We start from the raw sequence: 13,491 nt of genomic DNA on the forward strand, positions 1-13,491 counted from the left end.
ACGGGCGTTTCGTGAGGGAAAGGGGATGCCGCTAGTATAAGCACCCCACTCAATGCCCGTCTCTCTTGGGTTAGTCCCGCTCCGTTGACGCAGCACCCGCCAGCCAGCCAAAGAGCCGATCGCCCGTCAAATTGAGATCCAAATCCGGTAATACCGGCAACCGATCGCCCCCGGCCAGCTCCACTGGAGCGCGATCGGGCAAAAACACCACCACCACCCGATCGCGCGGCAACACCAACCATCCCAACCGGCTGCCATGAGCCAAACAATGGGTGAGATTCCGAATCACACGGGTTTCGCCCTGGGCTGGCGACAAAATCTCGATCGCCCAAGCCGGGGCAAACTCAATCCCTTCAGCAATCACCATTCCTTGGGAGTCGATCGGCAACTCAGCGGTTTTCAGCACCGACAAATTCGGCACGATCGACCGATCGCCAAAGGTACAACGCAACTCCGGCAACGCTTCCCAACCGGAAGCGATCGCGTTAATCGCCACCGCCAACCGAATTTGCAGCCGACTATGTTGAACTCCGGGCATGGGCTTTTGCTGGGCTAGGCGATCGTGAAATTCCCAAGCGGGCGATTCGTCAATCTCCGGCCGCCGCAAAAAGTCCGCCAGGGTCAACGCAGGGGTGATGGTTGGCAGCGTCATGGCCACATTGCCTCCAGAGGGTCAGCCGATCCCATTGTCTTGCACGATCGAGGGGTGGGGGCTGAGCTTAAAAGGAAATGATCAAGTAGCGATCGCTGAATTTTGCGCCCTTGACCGATCGCCCGGCCAGGGATGGCGGCAAGAAGATATTGCGGCGTTGTTCGCCCGCTTCGATCGTCACCTCTGGCCCCGATTGGGTCAGGTGGATTTGCTCCTTGGTGAACCCTGGCAGGAACAGCTTCACCTGTTGGGTGGCTAAGTCGATTTCGATCGGGCGGGGAGCCTGCTGGGCCAAGGTGGCAAAATCCGGCATCAACGGGATCAGCGCGTCCCAATTTGGGGTGGTGGTTTGCTCGGGAATTGCCGTCACGCTCAGGGGATTGAACTCTGAGCCGATCGCCCCTGGATCACGCGATCGATTCAAAAACAACCCGCCCACGGTTAAGCCCGCCTGTTGCGCGCTGCCCCACAGGTATTGAGCCAAGGACTGCGACACCGGATCGCCATTGGCCACCAACCAGCCCGCCACTCGACGCGGATCGGCCAGCAAGTTTCGTCCCCGATCGAGCAAGTCTTGAAACTCACCCAAGGGGCCTTCCCACGGCGTGCTAGACATGCCGCCACTGCTCAACACCGCCATGGAAATCGGCTGCACAAAGGGCGAAATCGCCTTGGCAAAATCCGACTCGGCCACCACCTTTTGGAAGCGGCGCACATACCAGGACAAAACCTCCGGTGCGCCGATGGTTAACAGGGTTGCCCGATCGCTGTTGCCGTCATAGACGATCGCGTCGTAATTTCCCGAGGCTTCGTATTGCCGCAGGGTGTTCAACGTCAGCGCCCGATCCATCCCCGGCAACACGGCCAGTTCTTCACCATAGACATTGCGGAAAAAGGGTTGGCGCAAATATTCCGACTCTAGGCGCTTAATTTCATCCCAGCCCCGTTCCAGCAGGGTGGTGGCGGCCGGTTGCACGGCCCAAAGATTGGAGCCGATCGCCTGGGGATCTGAGCCGATCGCCCCCGTTCCCAACATCATGCCCAGGGTGGGCCCGGCATCTTGCCCAAACAGCAGCACCCGCTTGCCTTGGTTGGCCAGGGCCATCGCCGCCGCGATCGCCAGGGTCGATCGCCCCGATCCCCCTTTTCCCAACAGCGTCAGCGTGAAAGCCACGATCGCACTCCTCTAGCGTTGTCGCCCCCCATTGTGCCAACGATTGCCGACCGGCGTGTATTTACTGCCGCATCTCGCCCAAAATTTCGATCACCCGTTGAATCTCTGTTTTCAGGCCTGTGACATCTGTTTTCAGGCCCGTGACATCTGTTTTTAGGGTGTTGATGTCGCCTTGCATCTGATCCATGCGGGCAAAGCTAGCGGCTTGGAGTTGATCGATGCGGGCAAAGGTTTGGTCAAATAAGCCCAGAAACGTATCGGTGCGATCGTCTACGATCTGCTCCAATTGGGTGATCCGGTTATTTAACCCTTCAATGGCCTGTTGCAGACCGTTGATCGCCAAGCGTAATTCCCCGATCGCCTGTGTGTTGGTGGTGATCGCCTGCGTATTCGCGGCCGTCAGTTCGGCGAGGTGGCTAAACCGCTGATTCCAATCAAAGGACTGTTGCGTGGTGACGCTGGCCAGGGTGGTGACGTTGATCGTCAGTTGCTGGAGCTGGGCTTCGAGGGTGTTGAGGCGAGTTTCGGTGGTCATGGGGCGATCGGGGTGAGGTCGCTACCCACAGCCTAGCAAGTTCCTGTGGGGTGGTGCGAGGTCGATCGCTCTCCAGCTAGTAGGTTGGGTTGAGCTTTGCGAAACCCAACTCAATCACTGCAAGCCTTACTGCTGTTGGGTTTCGTGCCTCAACCCAACCTACGAGATGATCGTTGATCAGCCCATCGTGATTCAGAGGGGTTTCATTTGTGCAAGAGATCTAAATGAATGAAACCTGTCACGCCACTACTAGCGCTGGCCAAATCATTTGTCCCAAATAAAAACGCCAGCGGAACAACTCCCACTGGCGTAATTTATTCACTCGTTGCTTAGACCGCTTCGAGTTCGTCTTCAAAAAACCAAGTTGCCAAACCACCCGTAAACTCAACGACAACGCCGATGCCGCTGCCGTCAACCATTTTGTATTCCTTAACCGTACCGACCGGATTTTGTTTAATTTTTTCAACCATCGCGGTGGACATGCGATCGCGAATCCGGCGCACTTTGACGCGCTGACCTAGCTCAATCACCACTGGAACCGTCTCTAGTAAACTGAATCCACAGCTAATAAGACTACTGCATTTTGACCCGATCGCCGCGATCGATGGGGTGGCGAGATCGCGAGTTGGGGGCTTTTGGCCTAATCCACCAGATCCCCATTGGCGACATGGCGATAGCGCTCCATGATCCGCTTTTCGGGGTCAATGCCCTCAAAGGTGGGCGGCAACCAAACCCGGGCCAACAGAATCAGGGTCAAAACCAACAGAAATGCACCCGTGGCCAAGAGTTGCTGCCAGGGCACTTCCAACACCCCCCGCACGATCGACTCTCGAAGCACGGAAACGATCGCCACTTCCACAGCCACCCCGATCGATACGCGCTGTTCTTGCAAGTAAATGATCAGCAACCGGAACATTTCCACCAAAATCAGCACCGATAGAATGTCCGCCGTAATCAGGTGAAAGTTGGGGGGTTCCAGCAGGGAGATGAAAATGACGCGCAGTTGCACCACCATCACGCCAAATAGGCCCAGGCAAAGGGACACGGCGATCGCGTCTTGCACCCGTTCCAACACCCAGACCAGACGCGATCGAAATCCGCCGGTTTCCGTGGGCCGATCGCTGGCGGTCAACAACTGGACGGGGGGCAATCGACGGGAGGGGGCTGAGGACAGGTTCATGGCGATTTCTCCAGCTTGCTGCGGGCTGTTCTTATTTTGATTATGGGAATCTTATAAATCAACCTCTGATTTATTTGTATTATTTATATTGACGCATCTGCTCAGACCACCGGGGCCAAGGTTCATCGCGATCGCGTAGTTTGATCTGTGGCTATTCACGGCTGTCCACCTTCCCTCCTCTGCCCTATGCTCGCCAAACGGATCGTTCCCTGCCTCGATGTCAAAGCCGGTCGCGTCGTCAAGGGCGTGAACTTTGTGAATCTGCAAGACGCGGGCGATCCGGTGGAGCTGGCCAGGGCCTACGATCGCGCCGGGGCTGATGAGCTGGTGTTTTTGGACATCACGGCCACCCACGAAGATCGCGGGATTATTTTTGATGTGGTCTATGAAACCGCCGAGCAGGTGTTCATTCCCCTGACTGTGGGCGGCGGCATCAGTGACTTAGAAACGATTAAAAAACTGTTACGAGCCGGAGCCGACAAAATTAGCATCAACTCTTCGGCGGTGCGGGATCCGGACTTGATCGATCGCGCCAGTGCCCGGTTTGGCAATCAATGCATTGTGGTGGCGATCGATGCCCGCCGCCGCCCCGGAACCGGCGAAAATGGTGTGCCCAGCGCCTGGGATGTATATGTGCGCGGCGGCCGGGAAAATACGGGCTTGGATGCGATCGCCTGGGCCGAAGAGGTGGTGCGGCGCGGCGCGGGAGAATTGCTAGTAACCAGCATGGACGCAGACGGAACCCAGGCGGGCTATGACCTGGAGCTGACCCGGACGATCGCCGATCGCGTGGCTGTGCCGGTAATTGCCTCCGGAGGCGCGGGCAACTGCCAACATATCCGCGAAGCCCTGACCGAAGGCAAGGCCGAAGCCGCCCTGCTCGCTTCCTTGTTACATTACGGTCAACTCAGCATTGACGAGATTAAGACCGATTTGCAGCAAGCGGGCTTGCCAGTGCGTCACACTGGGGCGATCGCAACTCTGTAGAAAACCTTAGGAAACGATAAATTGCTGGCAGATTGTCAAGATTTCCTTTACAATACGTAAAAACACACTCATAAATCTTGATCTGCACTCTGTCCATGGTTGTCGTTCTGCTGCTGGCGATCGCCCTAGTAGCTTGGTCATTGCACCTGATGCAACAGGCCCTCAGCAACAAGGAGTTTTCGCTGATGCTGGCCGGAACCCTCGTTGCTTCAGCAGCGGCAGCCCTGGTGGTGGTCTACTTCCTGGGCAACAGTTCGCTGCGCTACTTGCTCTCGGTCGATCGCAATGCCTATGCCACCTATAACGTGCCCGTCACCGCTAGCGATCCTTTAGCCGGGATGCGCCAATCCGCCATCCTCGCCGATTGGGATCGGTTGGTGGAGCCTCTGCAATAGCAGGATGGTTCTGCCGGTTCCCTGTTTTTTCGCACCCAAAGTGATTGATCATCCAAGACTGATCATCAAAACTGACCCGCAATTCAGTTGCAGTCAAACAAACGAAATCGGCTAGACCTGAGGTAATACAACCGGTCTAGCCGATTTTGTTTTGTTTTTTGAGTTTCGAGTTTTTTGGGTTTTGCACTTCCCGAGGTGGAGCTTCAGTCCCGTTGCTGGCGGATTTGGGGCGCTGACCAGGCGATCGCCCCAATCGCTCCAGGTGCTATTCCTAGGGCACGCCCATTTGAATTAAGTCCTCGCCGGGTAACACTTCGCTAAATTCCCCCCGATGGGCCACAAACAGGGCTAGGCGCAGCCCCCAATCAGGCTCCACGGGCAAATCATCCCAAGGAACCGCCAACTCCAAGCAGCTATCCACAGCGAAGCGGGCGCGGCTGGGTCGGGCCCGCCAGGTGTTAAATTCCGCCGCTTCCGAGAACCAGAGGGTTTTGGTGGGCAACTTCAGGCCAATGTGATGCCGGTAATGATAGTTGGCCGGGGCCAAATCGGGCAATTGCTCCAGGGGCACGGGACTGTTGTGGGCGGGGCGATCGGGATAGAACCAGCACAGGTGAATTTCATCGGGCTGTTTGCCGGTTTGGAAATCCAGCCGGACATAAAAGTGATGGTGATCCACCCCGTACCAAATGGTTTGGATCGGGCTGGATTGGTGCATCGTGCCCCGGGATCCACCCACCGCAATTCGGCCCGCTTGGTTCCAGTCCTGATCGTCGCCACAGCCGTCAATGATTGGGTGAATGAAGTTTTGGGGAGTGCGATCGCCCGTGGCTTCATGGACTTCCACCGGCTCCAACAATTCCGGGGGAATGGGTTCGTTCAGGGCTTGGTAAATGGCGCACAGGTGCTCCCGAAACAGGCGATCAAAAATGGCATCTTGATTCGACGAGTGGCCAAACCCAAACCACCAAAACCAATCGGAACCCTCCGCCGCATAAAGCGCTTCCCAAGCGGCCGGATTGGTGGTTTCGGTGGCTTCCGGGTGGCGAGCCAGGGTTTCGCGGGCCGCCGTCAGCAAATCCCAGGCGCGGTTTTTGGCCGGGTCGCCAATCCAGGTGGAAAAGGAGCCATCCACCCAAGAGCCACTGTGCAGGCGATCGACCGGCAGGGTTTCGCGGGGCGGGAATCGATCGAGATAATCGCCCACGGTTACCAGCTCAATTTCAGGATGCTGGCTGAGGCGGCTGTAGAGCGCGTCCAAGAACGGTAGCCCGTCGCGATCGTAATATTCCCAGCAGTTTTCCCCATCCAGGGCAATGGTCACCAACCAAGGCTGCTCTAGGCTGGTGCGATCGTCCCCTTGGCGTTGCTTCAGTTGCCGAGTAATCGCTTCCAAATGGCCAATCAAGTCTTGGGCAGCGTTTTGGGGTTCCATGCCCGCATAGCTAAAGCCAATCAGATCCGAAAGGCGGTGGTCACGGAAGACGATCGCCAAATCTCCTTGATCCGTGGCTAGGCGATAGGGCTGGTAAAGATACTGTGGCTCCAGAACGTTGCCAGATCCGTCGCGGTGGAAGAAATGCTCGATCGTCCAGCCCAACACCGCCTCATCGGAAATTAACCATTGGAAACCGGCCGCCGCCACATCGGGCAACATTGCCGGACTCACGGACTGCTCCGAAGGCCACAGCCCCCGAGGCAAGCAGCCAAACCGCTCTTGGTACATGGTTTTGGCCCGTTCCAGATGCCGGGGAATATCTTCCGCCCACTGGAACCGGCTCGCGGGCAGTTGCATTTGGGGAATGGCCACCCGGCCCGCGTCCGTGTCGGCCAGCAGGGGCAAAATGGGATGGGTGTAGGGCGTGGTGGTCACTTCCAACTGGCCCGACTCCTGCATCGATCGGTGTTTGGGAATAATTCGCGCCAAAATTTCCCGTTGCTTGGCCCAAATTTCCTGGCGATCGGTGAGAGAAAAATCCTTGCCCCGTTCTAACCAACGGGCAATTTCTGGATCATCCCAAAACAGCGGATCAATCCAAGCCAGGTTATGCCAAGCCAACAGATCCCCAAAATCCTCGGGTTTCCAATGGTCTAAACACCAAGGAATTCCCAAATCATTGCGTTGTTCAAACAATTGGCAATAGCGAGGATGGGGATCCACCAAGGTGCGGTGGTTGCCATCAAAAAAATGCTCCAGCACAAAGCGCTTTTGTGTCGGTTGCAGTTGTTCAGCAGGGGTGAGCGCCAAGGCCAAGTAGGGGTCGATCGCCCGGCCCGCCACATAATCCTCAATTTGCAACATCAAAGAAGGAACCAAGTTCACGGTTTGGCGCAACCGGGGGAACCGTTCCAACATCAAAATCAAATCGAGATAGTCCTTGGTGCCATGCAACCGCACCCAAGGCAGTCGATATTGCGCTTCTTCCGACTGTTGGGGCACGTCTGCCAAGGCTGTTTCGGCCAGGTTGCCACGGCTTTTGTAGAGGGGCTGATGTTGATGCCAAACAAAGGCAACGTGCAGCGGGTAAGGCATAGGGGGCGATCGAACCAATCTTTCTCCCATTCTAGGCGCGAGGTCAATTCCCGGAGCAATGGCTGAGGGCCCTTGTGATTCATCCTTGATGTGATTCACGCTTGATGTTGTTCACAATGTCATGCACAACAAAACGCGGGCGGAAAGATTCCACCCGCGCCATGAACTAATGATTGGTCAAATGATTGATCAGCGGTTATTCTGGCTATCCGATCATTAGCCAATGACCAATTCGTGATTAGCCAGTAATTAGCAAGCAGTTAGAAAATTGCCAGTAATTAACTAGTAATTAACTATTCACTAGCAATCAACTGGTCATCAACTAGACAATCACTAGCAACCGACATCGACAAGGGCTAGCCAAGAGAAAGTTTGATCCGGTTTATCCTTGCAATTTCAAGTTGGAGAACGTCATGGTTGTGACGATTTCTTGGTCTCCTTCCTTGACTCGAATGGCTTGAGAACTCATCAAAACGTAATTGCCCACCCGTTCGTGGGTGTCTTCATAGCGCACCTGCTTCACCAGTTGGTTTTCCGGCAGCTTATAGAAGTTGGCATCGGTCAAGGTGGGCAAATAGCCTTCACCGGTATCCATCGTTGCTTGGGTATCGATGATGAATTTCATGGGGCCCACGGGACGCTCCACATGGCAAATTTCCCGATCGCGCACTTTGTAGCTGGATCCCATGGATTTCCCAGAAACCAACACCTCCACCGCGCCTGTTTCGTCAGTGGCTCCCAAGGTAAATTCGTTTTGGCCGTGGGCTTTGTCAAAGCTGCTGCGCTGACGATGGGTGACAATATCGCGCAGTTGATGTTCCAACGTTTTCAACACTTCGGGATGATCAATGCCGGTGACGCTGACGCTGAAATCAGCCGCGATCGCCACGGATCCCCGATAGCTTTCTTCCCCTTGGCACAGTTCCACATCGGCGGTGTAACCCGGAAAGTTAGCATCCCAGGTATAGCGATTTTCGTAGGCAGCCCGAAACAAATCCCGAGCGTTGGTTTCTTGGGCGCGATCTTGAGCGAGGGTCATAGCGATCCAGAGTTAGGGTGTTTGGAAGGTGATGATCGGGAACCGATCAGGAAAACCAACCACGAATCAATTACCGAATCATTGATCAGTCGCCAATGAGTTGCTAACCGATCGATGATGAATTGATCGTGGGTTGATCATGATTGCGTTGATCGTGATCTTGATCATGAACGAATTGCAAACCAATTGCAAATTAACTGCAAATTAACTGCCAACCAACTGCCAACCAATTGGCTATAAGCTGCTGATTGTTCATGAATGAATCAAGCACGATCAACCCATGGATGAATTGATCATCGATACATCGCACATCAATCATGAGTTGCGCATGAGTTAATGATCCATTAATCAATGATCCATTAATCAAGAATGGGGCGATCGCCCTGGGCAATCTATCGCAAAGTCACGAACTCTTCAGCGGTGGAAGGATGAATAGCAATGGTGCGATCGAAGTCGGCCTTCGTTGCCCCCATCACCACAGGAATAGCCATACCTTGGATAATTTCCGCCGCATCTTTGCCCACCATATGCACGCCTAAAATGCGCTCGTCTTCACCCTCCACCACCAGTTTGACCAACACCTTTTCGGTGCAATCGGTCAGGCTGTAGATCATTGGGCGGAAGCGAGCACGGTAGATTTTCACCCGATCGCCATAGACGGCCCGGGCTTCTTCTTCGGTCATGCCCACGGTGGCGGCTTCCGGTTGCGAAAACACAGCGGAGGGAATGTTGCGATGGCTGATGGTGCGAGGCTGGTGACCAAATACCGTGTCGGCAAAGGCACGCCCTTCCGCGATCGCCACGGGGGTGAGATTGACCCGATCGGTGCAGTCGCCCACGGCGTAGATGTGGGGCTGGTTGGTGCAGTGGTCAGCGGTCACGGCGATCGCCCCATTCACCACTTCCACCCCGGCAAGCTCCAGATTCAGCGGCTCAATTTGGGGCTTGGGTTTGCGGCCTGTGGCGCTCAGGATGGCATCGGCCATCAACTCATGGGCCACACCATCGGCGGTTTTGAACTGCATTCGCAAACCGGCATCGGTTTTTTCAATTTGGAGGGTGGCGACATCGATGTGGGTGTGCACAGCAATGCCCCGATCAACCATGGCTTGCTGGATTTGATCCCGAATGTCACTATCAAAGCCGCGCAGAATTCGATCGCCCCGCAACACCTGCGTCACCTCAGAGCCTAAGCCCTTGAGGATTCCAGCAAATTCCACGCCGATATAGCCCCCGCCTAAGACCACAAACCGTTGGGGGCGCTCCTTCAGCAGGAACATCTCCCGAGAGGTGATCGTATGTTCAATGCCGGGCACGTCTGGGCGCACGGCTTCGCCACCCACGGCAATCAGGATGTAGCGGGCGGTTACTTCGCGAGTGCCGCTGGGGCTAATGATTTCAATCCGGTGCTCATCCACAAAGCGCCCCAGACCCGAAATCAGCTCTACGCCCGCTTTTTCCAGAAAACTGATGTGCAGTTTGTTAAGGCGCATCACTTCCGTCTGCACCGCGTTGATCAGCTTAGACCAGTCGTGTTCTGGCTCCACTGCTGACCAACCGTAGCCCGTGGCATCCTCGTACCAATGGGCAAACTGGGATGCATAGACCATGAGTTTTTTGGGCACGCAACCGCGAATCACGCAAGTGCCACCCACGAGGTCGCTTTCTGCGATCGCCACTTTTGCGCCATAGCTGGCGGCTCGCTTGGAAGCAGCCAACCCGCCGGAGCCTGCACCAATAACGAAGAGGTCGTAGTCAAATGTCATGATGTTGCCTTCTGATCCAGCCGGAGCGATCGAGCTTGCCCCGCCCTTCGATCGTAGCAACCGACCTCGCAAACGGGCGCACTGGATTGCGATCGAGCTAGCAGCCCAGAAGGAGAAAGGCGATCAAGGCGATTACAGCACGATCATGAAATGCCCTGACCCCGCGCCCCCCAGCCGATTGATTAACCACGAGTTGGGCAATCAGCTTTGAGTGGATTCTTTTGAGCAGATCCCTTTGGGCGAGTCCTTAAGCCCCGATCGCCTCAGAACTATCGGTCATCCGAGGAGCCGCATAGCCCGTGCCGCGCACCGTCAAGATAATTTCCGGGTTACGCGGATCATCTTCCAGTTTCGATCGCAGCCGCGCCACATGCACATCCACCACCCGCATATCCGCTTGGATCCGAGGGGCATAACCCCAAAGGGTTTGCAGAATTTCGCCCCGGGGCACGGCTTCCCCATTGCGGCTAAACAGCAATTCCAACAGGCTGAATTCCGTATGGGTCAGACGAATCCGCCGATCGCTGCGATAAACCTGGCGCTTCCGGGTATCTACTCGCAGGGAACCAATTTGAATCGTGCCATTCCCGATCGGGGGCGGCGTGGTTTTGTCCTTCACCCGGCGCAGCACACAGGCAATTCGCGCCTCTAATTCTTTAGGGGAAAAAGGCTTAGCCAAATAATCATCGGCTCCCATCTGTAAGCCAGTGATTCGATCGCCCACATCGCCCAAGGCCGTCAACATAATGATCGGTACATCGGAGTTTTGGCGCAGGGTTTGGCAAACGCCATAGCCGTCAATTTTCGGCATCATCACATCTAACACCACCAGATCGGGATCCTCGCGGTCAAATACCTCGAGGGCCTCCTCTCCATCCGCCGCCGACACGACTTCATACCCCGCCAGCGAAAGGCGCGTAGTCAGGATCATCCGCAATGCCGATTCATCATCGACAATCAGGATTTTGCCGCGCGATCGCCCTGATTCTGTGATCGTCTGCAAGGAATTTTCTGCCAACATTTTTGTTGATTTCATTTAAAAAGCTTGCAGTTATTCATCAACTTTGGCTGATTATTTTGCTGGTCATTTTGACTTATGAATTGTGTCAAAACAATCCGAGCAAAATCAGTCGATTACAGCCGATTGATGAACACTTCAGCAATCAACGGAGAAGGGGCTTCGACGGTTGAATGGTGTCATTCAGTCGCCAAAGAAAAATTAAGAAACGTGAATGCACGTCTGTCAAATACGGTGCGGTCTGAACGCAATCGCCCTTCAACCCAATGGATTGACAGGTCACCAGTAACAGACGGTTTAGGGGATTGATCTCAATGAGTTGTGATCAATTCCAGTCAGTTGCATTGGCCGACAGTGGGCCAAGGTGTTGATGGGCTAAGGATTCTCGCTCATCTGAATATTACCAGATGTAACGTTTTCGCCGCAAATCTTAAAGAAATCTGAGGATTGACCGCAACGGCTGATTCATTGCCCCCCTTGATCGGGATCCGTGATCTTGGCTCGTCATCTTGGCTCGTCATCTTGGCTCACGGCGGCAGCCAGCGCGATCGGCCTTCAGATCCATTCTGAAACGCAACCCAATCGGGGGGGCGATCGAAACGTCATCGAACCCATGGCAGAGTGCTAGAGTCTACTCGATCGCCCAGCCGGCGAGCGGTTCCCCACACCAGGGCTGCTCGCACCCTCACGCTTTCATGTTCCCAATTTCTGCATTATTTCTGCGTTCCGAAGGAGCCTATTCCCATGACTGTCGGTGGCGACACCATTTTTGGCAAAATCATCCGCCGCGAAATTCCCGCCGCGATCGTGTATGAAGACGACTTGGCCTTGGCTTTTCGGGATGTGAATCCGCAAGCCCCCGTCCACCTGTTGGTGATTCCTAAAAAGCCGATCGAGAACCTGGCGGCGGCCACGGCGGAAGACCAAACCCTGTTGGGGCATTTGATGCTTGTGATCCAAAAAGTTGCCCAACAGGAAGGCCTGGATCAGGGCTATCGCGTGGTGGCCAACACCGGCGAAGATGGCGGACAAACGGTTTTTCATCTGCACTTCCATGTGCTGGGCGGGCGATCGCTCGCCTGGCCGCCGGGTTGATGGATTCTTAACCGCCTGCCGCGCGGGGCCCGGGTACTTTCAACGGGCCCCGCGCTCCGTCTGCACCACCCACACTTAAGAAGCCGCCGTTGCTAGGGATGGAGATGGGGCAGCATCCTGATTTTTGAGCTGAATGAGTTCCACCTTGTAGCCGTCTGGATCCTCCACAAAGGCAATCACCGTCGAGCCATGTTTCATGGGGCCGGGAGCGCGGGTCACTCGCCCGCCCCGCGTCGTGATTTCCTCGCAGGTAGCATAGATATCATCTACCCCCAGAGCAATGTGACCGTAGGCCGTCCCGAGTTCGTAGGACTCCACGCCCCAGTTGTGGGTCAGCTCAATGACGGCCGTTTCCGACTCGTCCCCATAGCCCACAAAGGCCAGCGTGAACTTGCCATCGGGATAATCCTTTTGGCGCAAGAGTTTCATCCCCAACACATTGCAATAGAAATCGAGCGATCGCTGCAAGTCGCCCACCCGCAGCATGGTGTGAAGTAGTCGCATGGTTCTCTCCCGCAAACGGTTCGATCTAACAAAGCCACGAACAAGCAAAGGCACTAGCAAGCAAAGCCACTAGCAAGGTCAGCCTGATGCATGGCCCGTTAGGGACAATGCTTTTCAGTTTAAACTCGAAAACTTCAACCGGTTCCCCAAAAGCACCTCCAGCAAGACTCACCCCGAACACCCAAAGTTAATGGCGACTAAGAGCTAATTTATAAAGAGAAGCTAAAGCCGACTTGGTAGCTCTAAATCCGGTTTTAGGCTAGACCTACCCGAAGCATCACCCAGCTCATGAGTCGTCTCCCGGTCATTGCCAATCCTACCCGCAAAGCCTATCCCAGTGATTTGAGCGATGATGAGTGGGTGCTCCTTCAGCCGCTGCTGCCCGCTCCTAAAGGCTTTGGACATCCGATAGAAGTTGATTTCCGAGAAATCCTCAATGGCATCTTTTACGTCCAGCGCACTGGCTGCCAGTGGGAAATGTTGCCCCACGATTTACCCCCTTACAGCACGGTCTACCATTACTTCCAGAAATGGCAACGAAAAGGAATTTGGCAGCAAATGCATGACCAGATTCGAGAGCAACTGCGGAACAAATTAGGTCGTTCAGAGCAAT

At 55.1% G+C, this 13,491-nt stretch carries 14 protein-coding genes and 1 pseudogene; 5 read left to right on the plus strand and 10 right to left on the minus strand.

Annotated features, from left to right (window positions below):
- Positions 1-70: 70 nt before the first annotated feature.
- The 5 genes from H6F46_RS06135 to H6F46_RS06155 all read right to left on the minus strand — a co-directional run bounded on the left by H6F46_RS06135 (position 71) and on the right by H6F46_RS06155 (position 3,541).
- Positions 71-652, minus strand: a complete 582-nt coding sequence (locus tag H6F46_RS06135) for a Uma2 family endonuclease (protein ID WP_190353942.1) — start codon at positions 650-652, stop codon at positions 71-73.
- 67 nt (positions 653-719) lie between these two features.
- A complete protein-coding gene (locus tag H6F46_RS06140) occupies positions 720-1,826 on the minus strand; it encodes an ArsA family ATPase (protein WP_190353943.1) in 1,107 nt (368 codons plus the stop codon).
- 61 nt (positions 1,827-1,887) lie between these two features.
- Positions 1,888-2,361, minus strand: coding sequence for a hypothetical protein (locus H6F46_RS06145; protein WP_190353944.1), 474 nt, complete (start codon positions 2,359-2,361; stop codon positions 1,888-1,890).
- 329 nt (positions 2,362-2,690) lie between these two features.
- Entirely contained in the window at positions 2,691-2,894 is a 204-nt protein-coding gene (locus H6F46_RS06150) for a DUF2862 domain-containing protein (protein ID WP_099533394.1), read from the minus strand.
- Positions 2,895-3,001: 107 nt separating this feature from the next.
- Entirely contained in the window at positions 3,002-3,541 is a 540-nt protein-coding gene (locus tag H6F46_RS06155) for a phosphate-starvation-inducible PsiE family protein (protein WP_190353945.1), read from the minus strand.
- Between the two features lie 186 nt (positions 3,542-3,727).
- Between H6F46_RS06155 and hisF the strand changes: the two genes are divergently transcribed.
- Both hisF and H6F46_RS19785 read left to right on the plus strand, forming a co-directional pair.
- A complete protein-coding gene (gene hisF, locus H6F46_RS06160) occupies positions 3,728-4,528 on the plus strand; it encodes an imidazole glycerol phosphate synthase subunit HisF (protein ID WP_099533396.1) in 801 nt (266 codons plus the stop codon).
- 95 nt (positions 4,529-4,623) lie between these two features.
- Positions 4,624-4,806, plus strand: a pseudogene (locus H6F46_RS19785) (hypothetical protein); the annotation flags it as partial.
- A gap of 388 nt (positions 4,807-5,194) precedes the next feature.
- Here the strand turns inward: H6F46_RS19785 and H6F46_RS06170 are convergent.
- The 3 genes from H6F46_RS06170 to gor form a co-directional block, all read right to left on the minus strand.
- On the minus strand, positions 5,195-7,456 hold the full coding sequence (locus H6F46_RS06170; protein ID WP_190353946.1) for a glycoside hydrolase: 2,262 nt from the start codon (positions 7,454-7,456) through the stop codon (positions 5,195-5,197).
- Between the two features lie 382 nt (positions 7,457-7,838).
- Positions 7,839-8,495, minus strand: a complete 657-nt coding sequence (locus H6F46_RS06175; protein WP_099533399.1) for a DUF3386 domain-containing protein — start codon at positions 8,493-8,495, stop codon at positions 7,839-7,841.
- Positions 8,496-8,887: 392 nt separating this feature from the next.
- Positions 8,888-10,261 (minus strand): glutathione-disulfide reductase, encoded by a 1,374-nt coding sequence (gene gor / locus H6F46_RS06180; RefSeq protein ID WP_190353947.1) that lies wholly within the window; start codon positions 10,259-10,261, stop codon positions 8,888-8,890.
- Here gor and H6F46_RS06185 point away from each other — a divergent pair.
- A complete protein-coding gene (locus H6F46_RS06185; protein WP_190353948.1) occupies positions 10,260-10,472 on the plus strand; it encodes a hypothetical protein in 213 nt (70 codons plus the stop codon). The two genes, gor and H6F46_RS06185, sit on opposite strands and share 2 nt — an antisense overlap.
- Before the next feature lie 36 nt (positions 10,473-10,508).
- Here the strand turns inward: H6F46_RS06185 and rpaB are convergent, their stop codons facing one another.
- On the minus strand, positions 10,509-11,282 hold the full coding sequence (gene rpaB, locus H6F46_RS06190; RefSeq protein ID WP_099533402.1) for a response regulator transcription factor RpaB: 774 nt from the start codon (positions 11,280-11,282) through the stop codon (positions 10,509-10,511).
- Positions 11,283-12,023: 741 nt separating this feature from the next.
- On the opposite strand from rpaB, the gene H6F46_RS06195 reads away from it, so the two are divergent.
- Complete coding sequence (locus H6F46_RS06195; RefSeq protein ID WP_190353949.1) at positions 12,024-12,374, plus strand: histidine triad nucleotide-binding protein; 351 nt, start codon at positions 12,024-12,026, stop codon at positions 12,372-12,374.
- A 75-nt stretch (positions 12,375-12,449) separates the two neighbouring features.
- Here H6F46_RS06195 and gloA read toward each other — a convergent pair whose 3' ends face one another.
- Complete coding sequence (gene gloA / locus H6F46_RS06200) at positions 12,450-12,878, minus strand: lactoylglutathione lyase (RefSeq protein WP_099533404.1); 429 nt, start codon at positions 12,876-12,878, stop codon at positions 12,450-12,452.
- A 288-nt stretch (positions 12,879-13,166) separates the two neighbouring features.
- Here gloA and H6F46_RS06205 point away from each other — a divergent pair.
- The coding region (locus H6F46_RS06205; protein ID WP_190404968.1) for an IS5 family transposase at positions 13,167-13,491 on the plus strand (325 nt) is incomplete at its 3' end.

The sequence above is a fragment of the Limnothrix sp. FACHB-1083 genome, from assembly GCF_014696485.1.
GTDB lineage: Bacteria > Cyanobacteriota > Cyanobacteriia > CACIAM-69d > CACIAM-69d > CACIAM-69d.

What these genes read in the sequence shown, in the direction of transcription:
- H6F46_RS06135 (WP_190353942.1), bottom strand. Translation starts at nt 652, where the DNA reads ATGACGCTGCCAACCATCACCCCTGCGTTGACCCTGGCGGACTTTTTG.
- H6F46_RS06145 (WP_190353944.1), bottom strand. Translation starts at nt 2,361, where the DNA reads ATGACCACCGAAACTCGCCTCAACACCCTCGAAGCCCAGCTCCAGCAA.
- H6F46_RS06155 (WP_190353945.1), bottom strand. Translation starts at nt 3,541, where the DNA reads ATGAACCTGTCCTCAGCCCCCTCCCGTCGATTGCCCCCCGTCCAGTTG.
- hisF (WP_099533396.1), top strand. Translation starts at nt 3,728, where the DNA reads ATGCTCGCCAAACGGATCGTTCCCTGCCTCGATGTCAAAGCCGGTCGC.
- H6F46_RS06170 (WP_190353946.1), bottom strand. Translation starts at nt 7,456, where the DNA reads ATGCCTTACCCGCTGCACGTTGCCTTTGTTTGGCATCAACATCAGCCC.
- H6F46_RS06175 (WP_099533399.1), bottom strand. Translation starts at nt 8,495, where the DNA reads ATGACCCTCGCTCAAGATCGCGCCCAAGAAACCAACGCTCGGGATTTG.
- H6F46_RS06185 (WP_190353948.1), top strand. Translation starts at nt 10,260, where the DNA reads ATGATGTTGCCTTCTGATCCAGCCGGAGCGATCGAGCTTGCCCCGCCC.
- gor (WP_190353947.1), bottom strand. Translation starts at nt 10,261, where the DNA reads ATGACATTTGACTACGACCTCTTCGTTATTGGTGCAGGCTCCGGCGGG.
- rpaB (WP_099533402.1), bottom strand. Translation starts at nt 11,282, where the DNA reads ATGTTGGCAGAAAATTCCTTGCAGACGATCACAGAATCAGGGCGATCG.
- H6F46_RS06195 (WP_190353949.1), top strand. Translation starts at nt 12,024, where the DNA reads ATGACTGTCGGTGGCGACACCATTTTTGGCAAAATCATCCGCCGCGAA.
- gloA (WP_099533404.1), bottom strand. Translation starts at nt 12,878, where the DNA reads ATGCGACTACTTCACACCATGCTGCGGGTGGGCGACTTGCAGCGATCG.